General features: G+C 66.5%; 16 protein-coding genes. 6 read left to right on the forward strand and 10 right to left on the reverse strand.

Annotated features, from left to right (window positions below; translation table 11 throughout):
• Positions 1 to 76: 76 nt before the first annotated feature.
• Positions 77 to 1,342 (forward strand): aspartyl/asparaginyl beta-hydroxylase domain-containing protein, encoded by a 1,266-nt coding sequence (locus tag AC07M1_RS16780; protein WP_495163902.1) that lies wholly within the window; start codon positions 77 to 79, stop codon positions 1,340 to 1,342.
• A gap of 3 nt (positions 1,343 to 1,345) precedes the next feature.
• Here the strand turns inward: AC07M1_RS16780 and AC07M1_RS16785 are convergent, their stop codons facing one another.
• From AC07M1_RS16785 to AC07M1_RS16795, 3 genes are all read right to left on the reverse strand, one after another.
• On the reverse strand, positions 1,346 to 2,503 hold the full coding sequence (locus AC07M1_RS16785; protein ID WP_495163769.1) for an aspartyl/asparaginyl beta-hydroxylase domain-containing protein: 1,158 nt from the start codon (positions 2,501 to 2,503) through the stop codon (positions 1,346 to 1,348).
• Positions 2,504 to 2,561: 58 nt separating this feature from the next.
• A complete protein-coding gene (gene clpB, locus AC07M1_RS16790; protein WP_495163770.1) occupies positions 2,562 to 5,141 on the reverse strand; it encodes an ATP-dependent chaperone ClpB in 2,580 nt (859 codons plus the stop codon).
• A 134-nt stretch (positions 5,142 to 5,275) separates the two neighbouring features.
• A complete protein-coding gene (locus AC07M1_RS16795; protein WP_495163771.1) occupies positions 5,276 to 6,952 on the reverse strand; it encodes a M28 family metallopeptidase in 1,677 nt (558 codons plus the stop codon).
• Between the two features lie 119 nt (positions 6,953 to 7,071).
• Here AC07M1_RS16795 and AC07M1_RS16800 point away from each other — a divergent pair, with 119 nt between their 5' ends.
• Both AC07M1_RS16800 and AC07M1_RS16805 read left to right on the forward strand, forming a co-directional pair.
• The gene (locus tag AC07M1_RS16800) at positions 7,072 to 9,897 is read left to right on the forward strand and encodes a M16 family metallopeptidase (RefSeq protein WP_495163772.1); all 2,826 of its coding nucleotides are present in this window, start codon (positions 7,072 to 7,074) and stop codon (positions 9,895 to 9,897) included.
• 47 nt (positions 9,898 to 9,944) lie between these two features.
• Positions 9,945 to 10,241 (forward strand): hypothetical protein, encoded by a 297-nt coding sequence (locus AC07M1_RS16805; protein ID WP_495163773.1) that lies wholly within the window; start codon positions 9,945 to 9,947, stop codon positions 10,239 to 10,241.
• Positions 10,242 to 10,306: 65 nt separating this feature from the next.
• Here the strand turns inward: AC07M1_RS16805 and AC07M1_RS16810 are convergent, their stop codons facing one another.
• Positions 10,307 to 11,014: an FMN-dependent NADH-azoreductase gene (locus AC07M1_RS16810; protein WP_495163774.1), complete on the reverse strand. Its 708-nt coding sequence runs from the start codon at positions 11,012 to 11,014 to the stop codon at positions 10,307 to 10,309.
• A 99-nt stretch (positions 11,015 to 11,113) separates the two neighbouring features.
• Here AC07M1_RS16810 and AC07M1_RS16815 point away from each other — a divergent pair, with 99 nt between their 5' ends.
• On the forward strand, positions 11,114 to 11,995 hold the full coding sequence (locus AC07M1_RS16815) for a LysR substrate-binding domain-containing protein (RefSeq protein ID WP_495163775.1): 882 nt from the start codon (positions 11,114 to 11,116) through the stop codon (positions 11,993 to 11,995).
• A 5-nt stretch (positions 11,996 to 12,000) separates the two neighbouring features.
• Here the strand turns inward: AC07M1_RS16815 and AC07M1_RS16820 are convergent, their stop codons facing one another.
• Positions 12,001 to 13,068 carry a 5-(carboxyamino)imidazole ribonucleotide synthase gene (locus AC07M1_RS16820; protein ID WP_495163776.1) on the reverse strand — a complete coding sequence of 356 codons (1,068 nt, stop codon included), beginning with the start codon at positions 13,066 to 13,068 and terminating at the stop codon, positions 12,001 to 12,003.
• Between the two features lie 20 nt (positions 13,069 to 13,088).
• On the reverse strand, positions 13,089 to 13,574 hold the full coding sequence (gene purE, locus AC07M1_RS16825) for a 5-(carboxyamino)imidazole ribonucleotide mutase (RefSeq protein ID WP_495163777.1): 486 nt from the start codon (positions 13,572 to 13,574) through the stop codon (positions 13,089 to 13,091).
• A gap of 128 nt (positions 13,575 to 13,702) precedes the next feature.
• Between purE and ada the strand changes: the two genes are divergently transcribed.
• The gene (gene ada, locus AC07M1_RS16830) at positions 13,703 to 14,737 is read left to right on the forward strand and encodes a bifunctional DNA-binding transcriptional regulator/O6-methylguanine-DNA methyltransferase Ada (protein ID WP_495163778.1); all 1,035 of its coding nucleotides are present in this window, start codon (positions 13,703 to 13,705) and stop codon (positions 14,735 to 14,737) included.
• Positions 14,734 to 15,228: a DUF1203 domain-containing protein gene (locus tag AC07M1_RS16835; protein ID WP_495163779.1), complete on the forward strand. Its 495-nt coding sequence runs from the start codon at positions 14,734 to 14,736 to the stop codon at positions 15,226 to 15,228. The genes ada and AC07M1_RS16835 overlap by 4 nt, the downstream gene beginning before the upstream one ends.
• Before the next feature lie 9 nt (positions 15,229 to 15,237).
• Here AC07M1_RS16835 and AC07M1_RS16840 read toward each other — a convergent pair whose 3' ends face one another.
• The 4 genes from AC07M1_RS16840 to AC07M1_RS16855 form a co-directional block, all read right to left on the reverse strand.
• Positions 15,238 to 15,717, reverse strand: a complete 480-nt coding sequence (locus tag AC07M1_RS16840) for a GNAT family N-acetyltransferase (protein ID WP_495163780.1) — start codon at positions 15,715 to 15,717, stop codon at positions 15,238 to 15,240.
• Positions 15,717 to 17,249: a S1C family serine protease gene (locus AC07M1_RS16845; RefSeq protein ID WP_495163781.1), complete on the reverse strand. Its 1,533-nt coding sequence runs from the start codon at positions 17,247 to 17,249 to the stop codon at positions 15,717 to 15,719. The genes AC07M1_RS16840 and AC07M1_RS16845 overlap by 1 nt, the downstream gene beginning before the upstream one ends.
• 70 nt (positions 17,250 to 17,319) lie before the next feature.
• Positions 17,320 to 18,876, reverse strand: coding sequence for a hypothetical protein (locus AC07M1_RS16850; protein ID WP_495163782.1), 1,557 nt, complete (start codon positions 18,874 to 18,876; stop codon positions 17,320 to 17,322).
• Positions 18,877 to 18,946: 70 nt separating this feature from the next.
• Positions 18,947 to 21,112, reverse strand: coding sequence for a primosomal protein N' (locus AC07M1_RS16855; RefSeq protein WP_495163783.1), 2,166 nt, complete (start codon positions 21,110 to 21,112; stop codon positions 18,947 to 18,949).
• Between the last annotated feature and the right edge of the window lie 27 nt (positions 21,113 to 21,139).

The raw sequence follows: 21,139 nt of genomic DNA on the forward strand, positions 1-21,139 counted from the left end.
GCGTGCGGAAGGCCGGTTCAAGCGCTGTTGCGGCGTCAGCCTTGCACGACGTGCGGCGCTATGGTTGATCGGCTGGATGAGCCAGAACGATCCGCGCCTCGACACCGCCCTTTCCGCCGCAATGGCGGCCCGCCAGCGCGGGGACGCGGCGGGCGAGCGAAGCCAGCTCGATGCGGCGCTGGAACTGGCGCCGGCGGATCCCCGCATCCTCAACGCACGCGGTATGCGTGCGCTGGGCGATGGCGATAGCGCATTGGCGCGCCGCTGCTTTGAGGGCGCCACCGCCGCCGATCCGCGCGAGCCGGCGCTGTGGATGAATGTCGCCACAGCGGCGCGCGCGCTGGGCGATGTCGAGGGTGAGCGGCAGGCGCTCGACCATGTGCTCGAGATCGACCGGCTGCACTTCGCCGCGCAGCTGCGTGGTGCCGAGTTGGAGGAACGCCGGGGACGGATGAGTGCCGCGGCCTCCGGCTGGAGCGCGGTGGCACAACTCGCGTTGGGGTTCGAAAATCCGCCGCCCGCGGTGCGGGATGCAGAAGCGCGTGCGCGTGCTTTCCTGCAGGCGCACAAGGCTGGGCTGGCCGATGCCCTCGACGCGGAACTGGCGGGCGACCCGGCGATGGCGGGTGGCGAGAGCCGCCGGTTTCGCGCATGTATCGATCATGTGCTGGGCCGCCGGGCGATCTATCACAATGAATGCGCGGGGATCCATTTCCCCTTCCTGCCCGCGGACGAGTTCTTCGAGCGCGAGCATTTCCCCTGGTTGGAAGCGATCGAGGCGAAGACCGACGCGATCCGGGCCGAGGCGCTGAACTTGCTTGCCCGCGGAAGCGAGGCGATCCGGCCCTATGTGCGGCAGGACAAAGGGACTCCGGAGAATAAATGGTCGCAGCTCGACCATTCGCGCGACTGGAGCGCGTGTTTCCTGTGGGAATATGGCGCGCGCAACGATGCGGTGTGCGACCTGTGCCCGGAGACCGCGGCGGCGCTGGAGCTGGTTCCGCAGAACCATATTCCGGGCAAGGCGCCGACCGCCTTTTTCTCGATCCTTGCCCCGGGCGCGCATATCCCGGCACATACCGGCGTCACCAACACCCGCGCGATCCTGCATCTACCGCTGGTTGTGCCGGGCGGGTGCCGCTTCCGTGTTGGCGGCGAGACGCGCGAATGGAAGGAAGGCGAGGCCTTCGCGTTCGACGACACGATCGAGCATGAGGCATGGAACGACAGCTCCGAGCCGCGCATCGTGCTGATTTTCGACGTGTGGAATCCGCACCTGACTGCCGAAGAGCAGCGGCTGCTGCAGACCTTCTTCGCGGTTTCCGGGGGGACCGAGAGCTAGGCTTTAACCGCCCGTGTCGGCGGGAATCCCCTGATAGCGGTCAATCGCTTCGAAGATCGAGGTAAGCGCCGCGCGCTCCTCGGTATGGAGTTCCGGGCGCCAGATTTCGAACAGCAGGATCACGCGGAGCGAATCGCCACGGTTCCACGCCTCGTGCTCGAACGAGTCGTCGAAGATCAGCGCCTCGCCGGTGCGCCACTCCCGCGTATGTGCGCCGACGCGGAGTGCGCAGCCCGGCGGCGCGATCAGGGGAATGTGGCAGATCAGCCGGGTGTTGAGCAGCCCGTGGTGCGGCTGGATGTGCGTGCCGGGCTTGAGCAGCGAGAACAGCACGGTCGGCGAGCGCTTGAGGATGCGCGGAGTCGGCGCGGCTTCGAGCGCAGCCATCGTGACAGGGCAACGCGAGGCCCCGGGTTCGGCGGGCGCGCCGTCCTTCCACAGATATTGCGCGCCCCAGCTCGGATCGTCGAGCAGCGGGTTTGCGGGGGGAGGGCGATCGGGGTCGCGCTGGACATAGGGGGCGAAGGCGCCGGGCTCGCCGAGAAGCCCTTCGAGTTCCGCTCGCATCGCTGCGGTCTGCGCTTCGATGGCGGGCAGCCAGTCGAACTCCTCGCGCTCATAGAAGGGGCGTTGCGGCAGGCCGGGGAAGTAGAACATCGACGGCTGCTGCAGATAGAGTTCCTTGCGGCCCAACAGCAGGTCGACAGCTTCCTGCATGCGTGCGGCGCCGGCCAGGCCGGCGCCCGCCACCGCCGCCTCGATATGCGCGGTGAAGCGTTGCGTCGCGGTCGCGACGAAACGCTGGCCTTCCTGCAGCATCGGCACGAGCTGCGCGGGGGGCCGAAATCCCGGCTGTGACGCGACGTTGAGCGCCGCGCGATAAAAGGCATTGGCTGACCGATCGTCGCCGGAACGCGCGCGCAACGCGCCGAGCCGGAGCAGGGCAGTCAGGTCGCGCGGCGCGGCCTTGAGATGGCGCGCATAGGCCGCGTCGGCGGCGCTGTCCCGCCCCAACCCCTCTTCGAGCTGTCCGACGAGCAGCCACGCGATGTCGGGCGTCGGGACGATCGCGTCGAGCAATCCCCGAGCCGCGGCGCGCTCACCGCGTTGGAACGCGGCGAGAGCTTGTTGAGCGAGGCCGGGCGCCGACGCGTTTTCCATTCGTTTCGCAGTAAGGCGCAACGAAGGAAAACACGCAAGCCCCCCCTCGGGGCCGGCCTCAGGCGGGGGTCAGCACCAGCTCGCCATCGCCCTCGCCGACCTTGACTGTGCTGCCGTCCTTGACGTCGCCGCGCAGGATCGCGTCGGCGAGCGGGTCCTGCAGATAGCGCTGCACCGCGCGCTTGAGCGGGCGCGCGCCATAGACCGGATCATAGCCGACGCGGCCGAGCCAATCGCGCGCCTCGGGCGTGAGGTCGAGCGTGATCTTGCGATCGGCAAGCAGCTTGCCGAGCCGGGCAACCTGGATGTCGACGATCGGTGCCATCTCGCTGCGGCCGAGGCGGTGGAACAGCACGATCTCGTCCAGCCGATTGAGGAATTCCGGTCGGAAATGCCCGCGAACCACCTCCATCACCTGCGGCTCGACCGAGGCGACGTCCTGGCCTTCGTCGAGCTGGGTCAGGAACTGGCTGCCCAGGTTCGAGGTCAACACGATGATCGTGTTGGTGAAATCGACCGTACGGCCCTGCCCGTCGGTCAGGCGGCCGTCGTCGAGCACCTGGAGCAGGATGTTGAAGACGTCGCCATGCGCCTTCTCGACCTCGTCGAACAGCACGACCTGATAGGGGCGGCGGCGAACGGCCTCGGTGAGCACGCCGCCTTCCTCATAGCCGACATAGCCGGGAGGGGCGCCGATGAGGCGGGCGACGCTGTGCTTCTCCATGAACTCGCTCATGTCGATGCGCACCATCGCGGCGCTGTCGTCGAACAGGAATTCGGCGAGTGCCTTGGTCAGCTCGGTCTTGCCGACGCCGGTCGGGCCGAGGAACAGGAACGAGCCCAATGGCCGGTTCGGGTCCTGAAGGCCCGCACGGCTGCGACGCACCGCGGTGGAGACGGCCTTGACCGCCGCCTGCTGGCCGATCACGCGCTTGCCGAGCGTCGTTTCCATGGTGAGCAGCTTCTCGCGCTCACCCTCCAGCATCCGGTCGACCGGGATGCCGGTCCAGCGGCTGACCACCGCCGCGATATCGTCGGCGGTGACTTCCTCGCGCAGCATCGCCGGGCCGGCCGAAGCCTGCGCTTCCTCCAGCTTCTTGGTCAACTCGGGGAGGGTGCCGTAGTTGAGCTCGGCCATCTTGGCCAAGTCGCCCGCGCGCTGGGCCTGCTCGAGCTCGAGCTTGGCCTGCTCGAGCTGCTCCTTGATCTTGGCCTCGCCCGCGATCTTGTCCTTCTCGGCCTGCCAGCGCTGGGTCAGCTCGGCCGATTGCTGTTCGAGATTGGCGAGTTCGCCCTCCAGCGCCGCGAGCCGATCCTGCGACGCCGCGTCGGTTTCTTTCCTGAGCGCTTCACGTTCGATCTTGAGCTGAATGATCCGGCGATCGAGCGTCTCGATCTCCTCGGGCTTGCTCTCGACCTCCATGCGGATACGTGAGGCGGCCTCGTCCATCAGGTCGATCGCCTTGTCGGGCAGGAACCGGTCGGAGATGTAGCGGTTGGAGAGCGTTGCTGCCGAAACCAGCGCGCTGTCGGTGATCCGCACGCCATGGTGCAGTTCGTATTTCTCCTTGAGGCCACGCAGGATCGAGATCGTATCCTCGACCGTCGGCTCGCCGACGAACACCGGCTGGAACCGCCGCTGGAGCGCGGGGTCCTTTTCGACGTGCTTGCGATATTCGTCGAGCGTGGTCGCGCCGATGCAATGCAGCTCGCCGCGGGCAAGCGCGGGCTTGAGCAGATTGCCGGCATCCATCGCGCCTTCACCCTTGCCCGCACCGATCAGCGTGTGCATTTCGTCGATGAACAGGATGATGTGGCCGTCGGCGCCCTTCACCTCGTCGAGCACGCCTTTCAGGCGCTCCTCGAACTCACCACGATATTTCGCGCCCGCGATCAGGCTGCCCATGTCGAGCGACATGAGTGCGCGACCCTTGAGCGTATCGGGCACGTCGCCATTGGCGATGCGTAGCGCGAGACCCTCGGCGATCGCGGTCTTACCGACGCCGGGGTCGCCGATCAGCACGGGGTTGTTCTTGGTGCGGCGCGCAAGGATCTGGATGGTTCGGCGGATCTCCTCGTCGCGGCCGATCACAGGATCGAGCTTGCCGTCCTTGGCCGCCTGAGTGAGGTCACGCGCGAACTTCTTGAGCGCGTCGTAGCGATCCTCTGCGCCCGCAGTGTCGGCGGAGCGGCCGCCGGTCAGCTGGTTGATCGCCGCATTGAGCGCGTCGGGCTTCACGCCCGCCGCAATGAGCGCACGGCCGGCATTGGTGGTGCTGGCGAGGAGCAGCGCCTGCAACATTCGCTGGACGCTGACGAAGCTGTCGCCAGCCTTGGTCGCGATCTGCTCCGCCTGGTCGAGCAGGCGGACGGCGTCATTGTCGAGGCCCGGCGCCTGCTGCGCGCCGCCGCCGGTGACGGCGGGGACGCGGGACAGGGCGGAATCGATCTCGCTCGCCGCCCGCCGCGCGTCGCCGCCGGCGGCTTGGATCAGCCCGGCGGCCATGCCCTGTTCGTCTTCGAGCAGCGCCTTCAGAATATGTTCGGGGCTGATCCGCTGATGGTTGTTGCGGATGGCGACGGTCTGCGCGGACTGGAGGAAGCCCTTGGCGCGGTCGGTGAATTTTTCGAGGTTCATGCGTGTCCCTGTCGTCTTTCATGGCGCGAGATGGGTGTTGCATTTTCGCAACACAAGCCTCGCGCGCAGAAAACTGCATGGGACGATGCTGCCGCACCGCCGGGTCCGGAACAAGTCCGGCCCGGCGGATGGGCTTATTTCGCCTTCGGCTTGGCGGGCTTGGTCACCATTGGCGCGGGTGCCTTGACGGCGCCCTTGGCAAAGGTGTCGCCGAAGAAGTTGCCAGCATACCAGCGCGGTGCCTCTGAGCCGTCTGCGATTTCGCGCGCGATCAGATAGTTGATCTTCGCGAATTTGGCGCCGGCCTGCCAGTTGAAGCTCTGGCTGAGATCGTCGCCCGGGCGGTGATAGGTCTTGCTGAGGAAGCCCATGAACTTCTCACGCCCCTCGCCCGCGAAACCGGTGGCGAGCATGATCGACGGGACACCCTCGACCACGAAGCTATAATGGTCGGAGCGGGTGAAGATCCCCTGTTCAGGCATCGGATCGGGCGATACCTTGATCCCCGCCTTGGCCACGGCACGATCGGCGATCGGGCCGAGCGTCGAATGCTCGCCGCCGAACGCGATGACGTCGCTGAAGTCATAGGTCAGCACGGGCATGTCGAGATTCACAACGCCGGCGACCCGCCCGCCCGCGGGCACGAGCGGATGCTTGGCGAGATATTGGGAGCCGAGGAGACCGTCCTCCTCGGCAGTGACGGCGGCGAAGACCACGGTCCGCTTGGGCTTCTCCTTGCCCTCGGCAAAGGCGCGCGCGACCTCGAGCATCGTGGCGATGCCCGCGGCATTGTCCATCGCGCCGTTGTAGATCTTGTCGCCTTCGAGCTTGGGATCGACGCCGTCATGGTCGAGATGGGCGGTGATCATCACGACTTCCTTCGCCAGCGCGGGGTCGGAGCCCGGGATCGCACCGAGGACGTTGGAGCTGGCGATCCTTTCGACGACGCTGTGGCGCTCGATGCGGACCGGCGCCTTGAGCGCGAAGCCGTGGGGCATCGCGCCTTTCTTTGCGGCGGCGTCGAGGATGCCGGTGAGGGTTTTGGGCGCGCCGGCGAACAGCGCCTCTGCGGCCGGGCCATGGGCATAGGCGCTGGCGCGGATCCCCGGGGCTGGCGACCAGGGTTTGCCGTCCTGGCCGATCCACACATAGCGCGAGGAGGCGGCGTACCCGGCCAGCCGCTTCCACGGCGTATTCGCGAGGAAGGCGCGGGTGGGGACGGTGACGACACCGATCGCGCCGCGGCGTTCGGCCATGCGGGACTTTTCGGAACCCAGATGGGCGGCGATCTCGCTCGAGGTCCGCCCTTCGGGCACACCCGCGAGCAGGACGACGATCTTCCCACGCACATCGATTCCGGAATAGTCGTCGAACCCATGGGCCGGGGAGTCGAGGCCGTAGCCGACAAAGACCGTGGGCGCCTCAAGCAGCAGATCCGGTTCGCGCGCATTGGCGGTCATCATCACGTCGACGCCATTCTGGAAGGCGGTGCCGCCGATCGTGATGGTTGCCGGTGCGTCCTTCTTGAACTTCGCGCGGGCGAACTCGATCGGCTGGTACCAGCCCTTGTTTCCGCCCGGCTTGAGGCCGAGCGCGTCGAAACGGCTGGCGACGTAGAGCGCGGCGATGTCATAGCCGCGCGTGCCCGCATCGCGACCCTCGAGCAGGTCGTCGGCCAGGAACTCGACATGCGCGCGGACCTGGTCGGGTGAGAAGGCAGGTTCGTCGGCGGTGGTCTGGGCGGCTACGGTTTGGACAGCAAACGGAGAGGCGGCCGCGAGCAACGCGGCTGCAAAGAGTTTGTAGTGCATATATTCCCCTATGATCCGCCAAGCCTAGCCAAAGCCGGACCGCTGACAAGTCCGTTGCGTGTGAAGGTGGCGGGACTATGCTGGTTTCGATCGAAACAAGTTTCCGGAAAGCCACTTCCATGAAGCCAGCCTTTGCCAGCCTGACCGCGCTTGCGGTCGTCCTCGGTGCGCCCGCCTATGCCCAGCAGGCCCCTGCACCGGTCGCCGTCGCCGATCTCGTGAAGCGGGTGGATATTCCGTACGAGGAATTCCGGCTGGCCAATGGCCTGCGCGTGGTGATCCATACCGACCGCAAGGCGCCGGTGGTGGGCGTGGCGGTCTGGTACAATGTCGGATCGAAGCACGAGCCCAAGGGCAAGACCGGCTTCGCGCATCTGTTCGAGCATCTGATGTTCAACGGGTCGGAAAACTCGCCGGGCGAATTCTTCGAGCCGCTCAAGGAAGTAGGCGCGACCGACTATAACGGTACCACCAACATGGACCGCACCAACTATTTCCAGACCGTGCCGCGCGCGGCGCTGGACCGGGCGTTGTTTCTGGAGAGCGACCGGATGGGCTATCTGCTCGGCGCGGTGACGCAGGGCAAGCTCGACGAGCAGCGCGGTGTCGTTCAGAACGAAAAACGCCAGGGCGACACCCAGCCCTATGGCCTGATGCGCTACAAGATGCTCGAAGGGCTGTTCCCTGAGGGCCACCCCTATTACCACTCGACGATCGGTTCGATGGCCGATCTCGACGCCGCCAGCCTGGACGACGTCAAGAACTGGTTCCGCCAATATTATGGTCCGAACAACGCGGTGCTGGTGCTGGCCGGCGATATCGACGCGGCGACCGCCAAGCCGCTGGTCGAGAAATATTTCGGCGCGATCCCGAAGGGCGCGGACATCGCCGATCCGAAGGTCGACGTGCCCACGTTGGCCGCGGCCAAGGCTGAGGTGATGAAGGACCGGGTCGCCGTCACCCGCATCTATCGCATGTGGGCGGTCCCCGGGATGCGCGACAAGGATTCGACCGTGCTCGACATCGCGACCGGCGTGCTCGGCGGTCTTGCCAGCTCGCGGCTCGACAATGCGCTGGTCAAGCAGGAGAAGCTGGCGGTCAGTGTCGGCGCGTCGAACCAGAGCATGGCGCAGGCGGGGATGGTGCTGATCTCCGCCGATGTGCGGCCGGGCGTCGACCCGGCGGCGGTCGAGAAGCGGCTCGATGCGCTGATCGCCGATTATCTCAAGAACGGTCCGACCAACGAGGAGCTGGAGCGCTACAAGACGCGCACCGCATCGTCGCGCATCCGTGGCCTGGAGTCGGTCGGCGGTTTCGGCGGCAAGGCGGTAACGCTGGCGTCGGGCGCGCTCTACATGAACGATCCCGGCTTCTATAAGAAGCAGCTCGCCGATCTTGCCGCGGTGACGCCGGCACAGGCGCGCGCGGTCGCGGCCAAGTGGTTGTCGCGCCCCGCCTATACGCTGACGATCGAGCCGGGCGCGCGTGCGGCCTATTCGGAGGCCGGGGCACCCGCCAAGAAACCCGTGGTCGACGAGGCGCCGTTCAAGGGCACGCGCGGGGCGTTGCCGGCGGTGGCCGACGTCAAGGACATCGACTTCCCGACGGTTACGCGCACCAAACTCTCGAACGGGATCGAACTGGTCTATGCCCAGCGCGATGCGGTGCCGGTGACTCAGGCGGTGATCAGCTTCGACGCGGGCGTCGCGTCCGACGTACCGACCGCGCTGGGGACCGAGAGCATGACGCTGGCGTTGCTTGAAGAGGGCACGGCGACGCGCAATTCGATCGCGATCGCCGAGGCGCAAGAGCGGCTGGGCGCGGGCATCGGTACGGGCAGCAGCGCGGATCGGGCCTATGTCTCGATGTTCACGCCGAGCCCGAACCTTGCCGGATCGATCGAGCTGATGGCCGATATCGCCCGCAAGCCGGCCTTCCCGGCCGCCGAGATCGAGCGGGTGCGCGGCCAGATGCTGGCCGGGATCAAGCAGATCAAGTCGAACCCGTCGGGCCTTGCCCAGATGGCGATGCCGACGCTGCTCTATGGCAAGGATTCGCCCTATGCGAAGATGGCGGCCGTGGGCGGCGATGAGGATGCGGTCAGGAAGCTGACCCGCGACGATCTGGTCGGTTACTACAAGGCGTGGATTCGCCCGGAGAAGGCGAAGATCTTCGTCGTTTCCGATCGTCCGCTGGCAGAGGTGAAGGCGGCGTTCGAGAGCCGCTTCGGCGACTGGAAGGGCGAGGGCGCGCCGGGAACCAAGGTGTTCGCGGCGAAGGCGACGCAGACCGCGCCGAAGATCCTGTTGATCGATCGGCCGGATTCGCCCCAGTCGCTGATCGTCGCGGCACAGATGACGCCGGTGGATCCGTTCGCCGATTCGATCGCGCTCGGCACCGCGAGCGAAGTGCTGGGCGGCGACTTCCTGTCGCGCATCAACATGAACCTGCGCGAGGACAAGAGCTGGTCCTATGGCGTGCGCGGTGCGGTGGCGCGGATGGAACATGCCGTGCCCTTCACCATCTCCGCGCCCGTCCAGGCCGACAAGACGGGCCCCTCGATCCTCGAGATCCAGAAGGAAGTCGGCGACTATCTGAGCAGCAAGGGCGTGACCCAGACCGAGTTCGATCGGTCGGTGATCAGCAGCGTGCGCAAGATGGCGGGCCAGTATGAGACCGCGGGCGCGGTGCTGGGGGCGATGCAGGGCAATGACTTCATGCGCCGTCCCGACGATTATCAGGACGGACTCGCGAAAAAATATCGGGCGCTGACCATCCCGCAGGTTGACGCTGCGGCACGCGGGGCAATCGACCCGAAACGCTTCATCTGGGTGGTCGTTGGCGACGCATCGAAGGTCCGGGCACAGCTTGACAGCCTTGGCCTGCCTGTCGAGGTGGTGAAGCCCGAGTCCGTCGGCGTCGCCGCAAAGGCCGCTGCGAACTGAGGGCTGAACTCTTTTTTGACCCGACCCGAATGACAGGAGAGACGAGCATGGCGAATGTCGATGGCACCTGGGATACCGTCACCCACTCGCCTATGGGCGACCAGAAGGCGACGCTGACCGTGAACAGCTCGGGCGACAGCTTCACCGGCACCTATGCCGGTGCGATGGGCACGACCGATGTGAGCGGCAAGGTCGATGGCGACAAGCTGAGCTGGGCGGTCGACATCACCGTGCCGATGCCGATGACCCTGACCATCGAAGCGACCGTTGACGGCGACTCGATCAAGGGATCGGTCACTGCGGGCGCGTTCGGCAGCTTCCCGATGGAGGGCGTTCGCGCCTGAAGCGCGGATGATCCGTTGAGATGAAGAGGCCCGCTTCCGTGAGGGAGGCGGGCCTTTTTCGTGGCTCATGCCGCTTGGGCGGCTGGGGACATCGCCGCGGCGAGACGCGCGACCAGCGCTTCGGTTCGGGCTTCGGCGGTGGCGATGGATGCGGTGAGCCTGTCGTCGGCGAATTCATCATATTCGATCGCAACGGCCTCATGCCGGTCGATCCCGATATAGCCGAGCGGGATGGTGAGGCTGGCCTCGACGAGGTTGATGTCGGCGAGCCTTTCGCCGGGGTCGTAGCCATGGTCGCCGCGCGCGCCGAGGATCACCAGCTGCTTGCCGCCGGTCAGCATCGGCCAATAGGGGATTTCGCCGCGTGCCCGGTCGAACCCGAAGGTCACGCCGACGCGTACGACATTGTCGATCCATGCCTTGAGCGGGGCGGGGATACCGAAATTGTACATCGGCGCGCCGATCACGATGAGGTCGGCGGCGATCAACTCGGCGGTGAGCACGTCGCTCTCGGCCAGTGTCGCGCGCTGAACCGCATCGCGCCGGTCCGACTTGGTGAAGGCGGCGGCGACCCAGTCCCCGGTGACCGGGGCGGGCGGATTGGCCCCAACGTCGCGATAGGTGATCGCATCCTGCGGACGCGCGGCCTTCCAGCTTTCGATGAAACGCGCGGTGAGCCTGCGTGTGTGTGAGCCGCGCGGATCTCGGCCGGAGCGACCTGGCCGGGCGCTGGAGTCGATCCACAGGAGATTGCGAGAGTCGGTCGGGATCATGATGATATCCTGCTCATCTGTTTGAGCTGGATAGATGGCGCTTGATTGATCGTGCAGCCAATGCGAATTGCTCAGCCTATGGATGAGGTAAATTCAGCCATGTCGCGCGTGCGTCGATTGCCGCCGCTGGCAGCGCTTCGCGCGTTCGAGGCGGCCGCGCGGCATTTGAGCTTTCGCGAGGCGGCAGCCGAGTTGGCGGTGACACCGACCGCGATCAGCCACCAGATCCGCCTGCTCGAAGAGACGCTGGGGCTATCGCTGTTCGTGCGGCGGACGCGGCGGGTTGCGCTGACCGAGGCGGGGCGGCGGCTCTATCCGACCCTGCGCGACGGGTTCGACGCATTTGCGCAGGTGATCGGCGACCTGAGGCCAAAGCGGCAAAGCGTTACCGTTAGCGCGACCACCCAGTTCACCTCCCGCCGCTTGTTACCCGCCGTTCCGGTGTTCAACGCGCAACATCCCGAAATCGACCTGCGTTTGAACGCCAACGAAGCGCCAGTCGATATCGCGGCCGGGGCGGCGGACATCGCCGTTCGCTATGGCGGCGATATCGGGGCCGGACTGCAATCGGAGCCGCTGCTTGCCGAACGGTTCGGTATGTTGTGCAGCCCGATGCTTGGGCTGACCGGACCCGAGGACCTGCATCGGGTACCATTGCTGCATACCGATTGGCTGCGCGACACCACGCCTGACTGGCACCGCTGGGCTAAATTGGCCGGAATTACCGGATTGAAGCTCGATCAGGGCGCGCGCTTCACCAACGGCGATCACGCGATCCAGGCGGCGATCGCGGGGCAGGGTGCGATCATCGCCAGCGTGGTTCTGGCGGAAGAGGAGATCCGCGCCGGACTGCTCGTTCAGCCCTTTGGCCCGATGATCGAGGGCATCTACTACCAGATCGTCACACGGGCGGAGCCGCACGGCCGCGAAGTCGTAGCCGTGATGAACTGGCTGCGCGAAGCGGTCGCGCGGCCACGCTGAATGGGTTAGCGCCGTACCCGCGTGACATGGCCCATCTTGCGGCCGGGACGCGCTTCGTGCTTGCCGTAGAGGTGGAGGTGGGCGTCGCCCTCGGCGAGCAATTCGGGCCAGGCATCGGCCTGGTCGCCGATGAGGTTGTCCATCTCGACCGAGGTGCCCGTCAGTGCCGTGGAGCCGAGCGGCAGGCCGCAGATGGCGCGGATATGGTTCTCGAACTGCGAGGTGACGGCGCCTTCGATCGTCCAATGGCCGCTATTATGGACGCGCGGAGCCATCTCGTTGAACACCGGGCCGTTGTCGGTGGCGAAGAACTCGCAGGTCAGCACCCCGACATAGTCGAGCGCATGGGCGAGCTTCTCGGCGAGGGCCACGGCGGCCTCTGCCTGGATCTGTACCGCTTCCGGAGCGGGGGCGGTTGAGCTGGCGAGGATGCCGTCGCGATGGACATTGTGCGGGGCGGGGTAGTGAACGGTCGATCCGTCGATCCCGCGCACCAGCATGATCGAGAATTCATGCGTGAAGGTGACGAAGCCTTCGAGGACACAGGGCTGGCCCGCCACCGTTTCCCACGCATCGGCCACGTCGCCGGGGGACTTCAGGCGTGCCTGACCCTTGCCGTCATAACCGAACATCGAGGTCTTGAGGATCGCGGGGACCCCGATCCCGGCAACCGCCGCTTCCAGATCGGCGAGGCTGGTGACTTCACGGAATGGCGCTGTGGTGCCGCCCTGATCGCGGACAAAGGCCTTTTCGATCGGGCGCGCGCGCGAAATGTCGAGTGCCATGCTACCCGGACGGACGGGAACGATCGGCGCCAAATGCGCGATGCACCGCGGATCGACATTCTCGAACTCGTAAGTGATCACATCGACCGCGTTGGCGAAGGCGGTCAGCGCCGCCGCGTCGTCATAGTCGCCCTGGGTGAATGCCGCCGCGACGTCGCAGCCCGGCCCGCTTTCGGGCGCATAGATATGACAGCGATAGCCGAGCTGCGCCGCAGCGACCGAGAGCATCCGGCCGAGCTGGCCGCTGCCGAGGATGCCGATGGTGCTGCCGGGGGGGATCGCGGTCATTGGGCTCCGGTTGTTCGGGGTTATTCGGGATCGTTGGCGACGCTGTCGGTCTGGCGGGTGCGCCAGGCCTTGAGCCGGTCGGTAAGGGCGGGGTCGGAGGTGGCGAGGATCGCGGCGGCGAGCAGGCCGGCGTTGATTGCCCCCGCCTTGCCGATCGCGAGCGTGCCGACGGGGATGCCGCCGGGCATCTGGGCGATCGAGAGCAGGCTGTCCATGCCCTTCAGCGCCTTGGATTCAACGGGTACGCCGAGCACGGGAAGGTGCGTCATCGACGCCGCCATGCCGGGCAGATGCGCCGCGCCGCCGGCGCCCGCGATGACCACCTTGAGCCCGCGATCGGCGGCGGTGGTCGCGTAATCATAGAGCCGTTGCGGTGTGCGGTGCGCGGAGACGACCCGGGTTTCGTGCGGCACGCCGAGTTCGGCGAGCACGTCGGCGGCGTGGCGCATCGTCTCCCAATCGGAGGTGCTGCCCATGATGATGCCGACCAGAGGTGCGTCCGCCATTCCATGCCCCTGTATTGCGGGAAAGCGTCCCCCTAGTGGTGCAGACGCGCCGCATCAAGCTTTGCCGAGCATAGTTTGGACGCAAGTGCCGGGAAGCGATGCTTGTATCGCGCCCCTATATCGGCACCATGAGCAAGATGATCCCCGACGAAGAAGCCTGGGAAGCGTTCCAGCGCCGCGACCGCGCCTATGACGGGCGGGTGATCGCGGGCGTGCTGACCACCGGCATCTATTGCAAGCCGAGCTGCGCGGCGCGGCACCCCAAGCGCGAGAATGTGGTGTTCTTTCCCGACGTGGACGCCGCGCGCGCCACGGGCCTGCGCGCCTGCCTGCGCTGCAAGCCCGACGAGATCGGACGCGAGCGGATCGCGGTGGCGCGGGCGGTGGCCGTGCTGGAAGGCGCCGAAGATCCGGTAACGCTCGACGAGCTTGCCGGCCATGTCGGCTACGCCCCGCATCATTTCCAGCGGCTGTTCAAGCGCGCGACCGGGGTGACCCCGGCCGCCTATGCCCGGTCGCTGCGGGCTCGGCGCGCGGCCGAGGCGCTCACCGCCGAAGACAATGTCACCAGCGCGATCTATGAGGCGGGCTATTCGGCGCCGAGCCGCTTCTACGAGACGAGCAACGCGCGTCTCGGCATGACGCCAAGCGCCTGGCGCAACGGCGGGGCGGGAGTGACGATCCGCTGGACGGTGGCGGACACAAGTCTTGGACCGCTGCTGATCGCGGCAACCGACAAGGGGTTGTGCCGGGTTGCGTTCGACGAGGATAGTTTGAGCCTCGCCACGCGCTTTCCCCGTGCGGAGATCGTGCCGGGCGGTGCGGCGCTCGCCGAACTGGCGCTGCGGGTTGTGGCGGAGGTCGAGCAGCCGGGGCGTCATGCCGATCTGCCGCTCGATGTACGCGGGACGGCATTCCAGGAAGCGGTGTGGCAGGCGCTGCGTACGATTCCGAGCGGTGAAACGATGAGCTATGCGCAGCTCGCCATCGCGGCGGGTAGTCCCGGAGCGGTGCGTGCGGCCGGAACGGCGTGCGGCGCCAACAATGTCGCGGTCATCATCCCCTGCCATCGCGTGCAGCGGGGCGATGGCAGCATCGGCGGCTACGCCTATGGGGTCGATCGCAAGAAGGTGCTGCGGCGGCGCGAGGGAGTGGCGGAATGAGCTATGTCATCCGTGGCCTCGATCCGGCGCCGTTCGTACATCTCTATGGTCTTACCAGCGACGAACTGGCGACGCAGGGGGCGGTGCGGATGATCGTCGACGCCAAGCCCGGCTATCCGTGTCGTGTGACGCTCGAGGATGTCGAACCGGGCGCGGCAGTGCTGCTGGTCAATCACGAGCATCTGCCGGTCGATACGCCCTATCGCTCGCGCCATGCGATCTTCGTCGCGGAAGGTGCGCAAGTTCGGGCACGCTATGAAGCCGCGGTCCCGGCGCAGTTGCGCTCACGCCTGCTTTCGGTGCGCGCGTTCGATGCGGACGACATGATGATCGATGCCGAGGTGCTCGACGGCGTGGGACTTGAGGCGGAGATCGCGCGAGTGTTCGCCGATCCGCGCGCTGCCTATCTCCATGTCCACAACGCACGCCGCGGCTGTTTCGCCGCGCGGGTCGATCGCAAGAAGGTGCTGCGCGAAGGGGTGGAGGACTAGGCTTCGGCCTCAGTCGACGGGCCGGCGCATCACATAGGTGCCCGGCCCGTAGCCGCCGGCATTTGCATCGGTGTAGTCGAAACCCTGTGCCGCCCAGAAACGATCGGCACCGTTGACGGCGACCAGGGTTATGTCCAGCACGCCGGCCGCTCGTGCCAGGCCATCGACCAGCGCGACCGCCGCGTGCCCAGCGCCCAGTCCGCGCGTGTCCGGCAACAGCGCGATATCATGAAGGTACCAGGTGTCCGCGGGTTCCGGGATCACATGCAACATCGCGCCCAGTGCGGGCGGCGGCTCAGCGCGGCGCCAGGGGTGTGTCACCAGAAAACCGCGCACCGTGTCGCCAACCTCGCAGGTGAAGCACCCCGTGGCGCATAGGCGCAGCCGCTCGGCATAGACTTCGATCGGTTCGGCGTAGCGCCCATGGACTTCGGTGGAGATCGTCGTCACCGCCGGGAGATCGACGGCGCTCATGGGGCGCCAGCGCATCATTCCGCCGCCGGCTTGCAGCTGTAGACCAGCCGCTCGTTGAACACCTGCGGCAGGGCTGTGCGGACGGCCTGCTGCTTCGCGGCGAGGTCGGCCCGTTGCGCCGGATCGGTCGAGCAGGCCTTGATCTTGACGTCGCTGCGCAGCTTGCGCGCATCCGCCATCTGGCTCGATGAGAGCAGATAGCGGGTGGTGGAATAGGTCCGCGTCGTCGGGGCGTATTCGAGCACCGAGACGGTCTGTTCGTCGTCGGGCACTAGGATGCGCTGCCAGTTGAGCTGGCCGGTCTCGGCATATTGGGTGCGGTCGTTGACGCAGCCATCGGGGTTGATGTCGATATTGACGTCCTGCGTGCTGGAAACCGTCACGCGCGAACGCGCGGGATCGATAGTGCAGACCATCTTGCCGAGACCGCTCGTCTGCGTCGCCGGTGGCGGAACGGTGACACGCGCCGCGCTCGTGATCGTCGAGGGATCGAAAGCCGGACGGACGAAGAACAGGATGAAGGCGGCCAGCACCAATACGCCGCCGCCGCTCAATGCCCAGATCATCTCGCGTCGTTTTCCCTGCGTGTGGAAAAAGCCGCCTACGCCGATACCCGCGACGCCCAGCACCAGTAGCAGCCCGGCGCCCGCCAGGAAATTCTCGCGCATCGTGAAGTTGGCGACCAGCGCCTTGTCGAGCGCGCTTTCGCGGTCGGCGGCGGAGCGTGCCGCATCCTCGCGCACCTTGGCCTCGTCCGCGGCGCGGGCCTTCTCCGCTTCGCTGCGGTCCTGCGCCAGCCGATCGGCGATACTGGTGCAGGCGACGCCATTGACGGGCATCGGTTGTTTCGCCTCACGCAGGAAAGCGGCGACTTCGTCATTGGCAACGGCGAAGCCGAAGCTGGCATCGCCCTCGTCGCCCCGTGTCACCGCCGAATTGACGCCCAGTACGCGCCCGCACGGGTCAAGCAGCGGTCCGCCCGAATTGCCGCGCGCGATCCCCGCGGTGTGGAGCAGGACGTTCACGCCCTGAAGGTTGCGTCGACCCGAAAACACGCCCTGCGAACGGATCGGCGAAAGCGGCGTGATGAAGTCCATTGCCGAGCGCGCGGTGGCCAGATCGACATTGCCGGGATAGCCCAGGGCAATCATCGCTTCGCCCTCGCTCACGGGGCCATTGTAGAACGTAAGCGTCGGCAGGCGGATGCCGCCGAATTCGATCAATGCGAGATCGCGGTCCGAATCGATCGCGATCAGCCGGCCCTGAAAGGATTTGTCGCCCTCTGACGGGACGACGCCGATCATGACATTGCCGGGATAGCGTTCCGCCGCCTCGACCACATGCGCGTTGGTGAGCACGCGGTTGGGCGCGACCGCGAAACCGCTGCCATGGCCGAATCCGACCACCTCGCCCTCCGCGGTGGCGATGGTGACGATCCGCACCACCCCGCGTCCCGCGGCGGAGATGTCGTCGGCTCGTGCCGGTGCGGTGAAGCCCAGCAGCGCGAACAGTCCGGTCAACAACAGCAGGAAGCGGCCCGTGGTCACACAAACACTCCGTCGATCACGATGGAAGCTGCGCTGTCGACCATAATCACGGCGCGTTCAAGGTCGGGTGCTACTTCCCGTCCTTGTTCCCGGCGCCTCCCTTGTCCTTGTCCTCGTCCTTTTCGCTTACGTCATTCTCCAGCGCCTTGAGCGCCTCGGTGGTCTTGCCGGCGTCGATCGCGACGATGAGGTCCGCCGCAATCTTGGCCAATTCCCGGTTATGGGGATCGAAGGCGAGCGGCTTGAGGAGTTCGCGAGCCCTTTGGGGGTTGTTGTCCTGCAGATAGCTCGTCGCGGCGGACATTCGCAGCATCTTGTCCTGCGGACCAAGCTGGAATGCGGTGTACAGACCCTCCCGGGCATTCTTGGTCGGGGTCAGTCCAGCCTGGATGAAGCTGTTGTAGAACAGCATGAATGGTTCGGGATCGTCGGGGTCGAGCCGGTTGGCCGTGCCGATGATCTTGCGGATTGCCGACCAGGTTTCCTTGCTCGTGTCGTCAGCCTTCACCGCGACGGCCATGCGCGCCATCGCCTTGTAGACAAAGGCGTCGACCGCCTTGGGGTTGGCGGCGATCGCGCGATCCGCGGCGGCTTCGGCTTCACGATAGTCACCGGCGTCATAGGCAGTTTCGGCCAGAACGATCTGCGCACCGGGATCATTTGGAAAGGGGGCGGCGGCCTTCTTTGCCTGCGCATAGACGCGTGGAGCCGTTCGCTCATCGACGCCGTTCTTCGAAACGATCCGCACGTCCATCGTCGCGGCCTCGCCGGGGGTCAGCTTGCGGATGGTGACCGGCCCAAGCTTAACGAGAGCGGTCGGGACCGTCCTGCCTTGGAACTTGCCGGTCTTGTAGCGTTCAAGTTCACGGTCGAGGGCGCGGAGGTCTCCAAAGGCCTCGGTCGCGGCGGCCAGCGGCGCCTTGCCGCTGTTGATCGCCAGCAGATAGGTTTGAAGCTGGTTCGGCCGTTTTCCGCCAATGGTGAGGTAGTGGGTGAGCAGCCAGCCGCGCCCGTACAGGCCGTCGCGCTGCATGTCGTTCAACGCGCGGCCTTCGGCGGTCAGAAGCTTGTCGGCCGGAAGCGCGTTGCCGGCGAGCAGGCCATAGCCGCGATATTGCGGTGGCAATCCGAATGAGACGCTGCCGTCCTTCTCGAAGCGCGCGGTCGCGTGGAACTCAGCATAGCCTTCGATGAGCCAGCTCGGGAACGCCGTATGCGGCCAGATGCTGAGCATCAGATGATGGGTATATTCGTGCAGCAGGATCGCCTGCGAGCTGAGATCGAGTTCGTCATACCCGGCCTGGCGCGGGACCACCGCCATCGATCCGCCGGCACGGGCGCGATAGAAGCCCGCCGCCTGACTATCCTTCGCAAGCCGTGAGACCGTGCCGGTTCCGCCGACGACATAGACGACGACGCGATTGGCGTCGCCGACAGGATGGGCGGCGAGACCGCGCATCGCCCGAAGCGCCTTGTCGAATCGCTCAAGCTGGGTGGCGAATTTCTCCAGCCGCTCCGGGCTGTCGTCGGAATAGACGACGAAATGATCGGTGCTCGCTTCGTACCAGTCGGCATGCGCGGCCACCGGCGCGAACAGAAGCGAAGCCGCCAACAAGATGCGAATCATCGAATAGCCTCCCCCTATTGGGCGGATGCTATGTGGGCACGCCGGATTCGAACAGACACAAATCGCGGACTCACAAGAAGTTGTACGGGTCCACATCGACAACGACGCGTACTTTCGCCGACCATTCGATTGCGCCTAGCCAATCGCGGATCACATCCTGAACGTCGAGCGCGCGGCGGGCATGAACGAGCAGACGGAAGCGGTGGCGGCCGCGCAGCATGGCGAGCGGAGCTGGGGCGGGGCCGAACACCTGCATCGCCTCGACCTGGGGCGCGGCGCGGCCGATCAGACGCGCGGTCTCGAGCGCGGCTTCCTTTTCCTCGCTGGACACGATGATCGCTGCGAAGCGGCCGAAAGGCGGCGCACCTGCTTCGCGCCGCGCTTCGGTTTCGGCGGCGTAGAAGCTCTCGGCATCGCCGCTGACCAGCGCGCGCATCACCGGCGCCTTGGGGCTGTGGGTCTGGATCAGCACGGTGCCGGGCTTCTCGCCGCGACCCGCGCGTCCGGCGACCTGCATGATCTGCTGGAAGCTGCGCTCGGCGGCGCGCAGGTCGCCACCCTCCAGACCAAGATCGGCATCGACCACGCCGACCAGCGTGAGGTTGGGAAAGTGATAGCCCTTGGTCACCAGCTGGGTGCCGACGACGATGTCGATATCGCCCGCCTCCATCCGATTGACGAACTCGGCGGCCTTGGCGGGGGACCAGATGGTGTCGCTGGTGACGATGGCGGTCTTGGCGTCGGGAAACAGCGCCGCGACCTCGTCGGCGATGCGCTCGACGCCGGGGCCGCACGCGACAAGGCTATCCTCGGTATCGCACTCCGGACAGGCGCGGGGTGTCGGGATCGTGTGGCCGCAATGGTGGCAGGCGAGGCGGCTGATGAGGCGGTGCTCGACCATCCATGCGGTGCAATTGGGGCATTGGAAGCGATGCCCGCAGGTGCGGCACAGCGTCAGCGGGGCGTAGCCGCGGCGGTTGAGGAACAGCAAGGCCTGTTCCTTGCGCTCCAGCGTCTCGTCGATCGCCTTGACCAGACGCGGGGCGAGCCAGCGGCCGCGTGGAGGCTGTTCGGCGAGCAGGTCGATCGCCTCGATATCCGGCATTTCCGCCGCCCCGTAGCGGCCGGGAAGCTTGACCTCGGCATAGCGCCCCAGCGCGACCTGCTGGCGCGTTTCGATCGCCGGGGTGGCGCTGGCGAGAACCACCGGGCAGCGTTCGAAACGGCCGCGCATCACGGCGACGTCGCGCGCGTGATAATGGACGCCTTCCTCCTGCTTGAAGCTGGTCTCATGCGCTTCGTCGACCACGATCAGGCCGAGATTGGGGTAGGGGAGGAACAAAGCCGAGCGCGCGCCGACGGTGACCAGCGCCTCACCGCTCGCGATGGCGCGCCATGCGCGGCGGCGTTGCGATTGGCGCAGGCCCGAATGCCATGCCACCGGCTCGACCCCGAACCGCGCGTGAAAGCGCTTGAGGAAGGGCTCGGTCAGCGCGATTTCGGGGAGCAGGACGATGCTCTGCCTGCCCGCGTCGATCGCGGCGGCGACGGCTTCGAAATAGACTTCGGTCTTGCCCGAACCCGTCACGCCGTCGAGCAGGAAGGGCTGGAACGCTTCTGCCGCGACGGCGCCGCGCAGGGTCGCGGCGGCGTCACCCTGCACGTCGGACAGTGCGGGCGGGGCGAAGGCCGGATCGGGCATCGGGTAGGGGGTATCGAGATCGACCGCGATCCCTTCGATCGCGCCGATCTTTACCAGGCCACGGATCACGGCTTCGGAGACGTCGGCGATCGTCGAGAGCTCACGGATCAAGCCCTGACGGTCGCCGATCCGTTCCAGAGCCTGTTCGCGCTGCGCGGTCATGCGCTCGGGCAATTCGCCCGTCGCGCGATATTCCACGATGGTCCGGCCGCCCTCAAGCGCAGAAGTGGAGCTCAGCGCCATTCGCAGCACCGACGCGAGCGGCGCGAGATAATAGTCGCTGGTCCATTCGATCAGTCGGCGCAGCGGCGCGGGGACGGGCGGGGCGTCGGCGACCGCGATCAGGTTCCGGAGGCGATTGTCGCTAATCTCCTCGACCGGAAGTCGCTCGGCTTCCCACACCACGCCGACCAGTTGGCGCGGACCGAGCGGCGCGATGACGATCGATCCCGGCTCGACCGTCATGCCATGCGGCACGCGATAGTCGAGCGGGCCGAGCGCGGAGTTGAGGACGATGACGCGGGCGCGGGACATTGATGGTCATATCGTCATTCCGGCGCG

The sequence above is a fragment of the Sphingomonas sp. GW821-FHT10C01 genome (assembly GCF_059415525.1).

Bases quoted from the DNA above. Each gene is read 5' to 3' on its own strand.
- AC07M1_RS16780 (WP_495163902.1), top strand. From the start codon at position 77: ATGAGCCAGAACGATCCGCGCCTCGACACCGCCCTTTCCGCCGCAATG.
- AC07M1_RS16785 (WP_495163769.1), bottom strand. From the start codon at position 2,503: ATGGAAAACGCGTCGGCGCCCGGCCTCGCTCAACAAGCTCTCGCCGCG.
- clpB (WP_495163770.1), bottom strand. From the start codon at position 5,141: ATGAACCTCGAAAAATTCACCGACCGCGCCAAGGGCTTCCTCCAGTCC.
- AC07M1_RS16795 (WP_495163771.1), bottom strand. From the start codon at position 6,952: ATGCACTACAAACTCTTTGCAGCCGCGTTGCTCGCGGCCGCCTCTCCG.
- AC07M1_RS16800 (WP_495163772.1), top strand. From the start codon at position 7,072: ATGAAGCCAGCCTTTGCCAGCCTGACCGCGCTTGCGGTCGTCCTCGGT.
- AC07M1_RS16805 (WP_495163773.1), top strand. From the start codon at position 9,945: ATGGCGAATGTCGATGGCACCTGGGATACCGTCACCCACTCGCCTATG.
- AC07M1_RS16810 (WP_495163774.1), bottom strand. From the start codon at position 11,014: ATGATCCCGACCGACTCTCGCAATCTCCTGTGGATCGACTCCAGCGCC.
- AC07M1_RS16815 (WP_495163775.1), top strand. From the start codon at position 11,114: ATGTCGCGCGTGCGTCGATTGCCGCCGCTGGCAGCGCTTCGCGCGTTC.
- AC07M1_RS16820 (WP_495163776.1), bottom strand. From the start codon at position 13,068: ATGACCGCGATCCCCCCCGGCAGCACCATCGGCATCCTCGGCAGCGGC.
- purE (WP_495163777.1), bottom strand. From the start codon at position 13,574: ATGGCGGACGCACCTCTGGTCGGCATCATCATGGGCAGCACCTCCGAT.
- ada (WP_495163778.1), top strand. From the start codon at position 13,703: ATGAGCAAGATGATCCCCGACGAAGAAGCCTGGGAAGCGTTCCAGCGC.
- AC07M1_RS16835 (WP_495163779.1), top strand. From the start codon at position 14,734: ATGAGCTATGTCATCCGTGGCCTCGATCCGGCGCCGTTCGTACATCTC.
- AC07M1_RS16840 (WP_495163780.1), bottom strand. From the start codon at position 15,717: ATGCGCTGGCGCCCCATGAGCGCCGTCGATCTCCCGGCGGTGACGACG.
- AC07M1_RS16850 (WP_495163782.1), bottom strand. From the start codon at position 18,876: ATGATTCGCATCTTGTTGGCGGCTTCGCTTCTGTTCGCGCCGGTGGCC.
- AC07M1_RS16855 (WP_495163783.1), bottom strand. From the start codon at position 21,112: ATGTCCCGCGCCCGCGTCATCGTCCTCAACTCCGCGCTCGGCCCGCTC.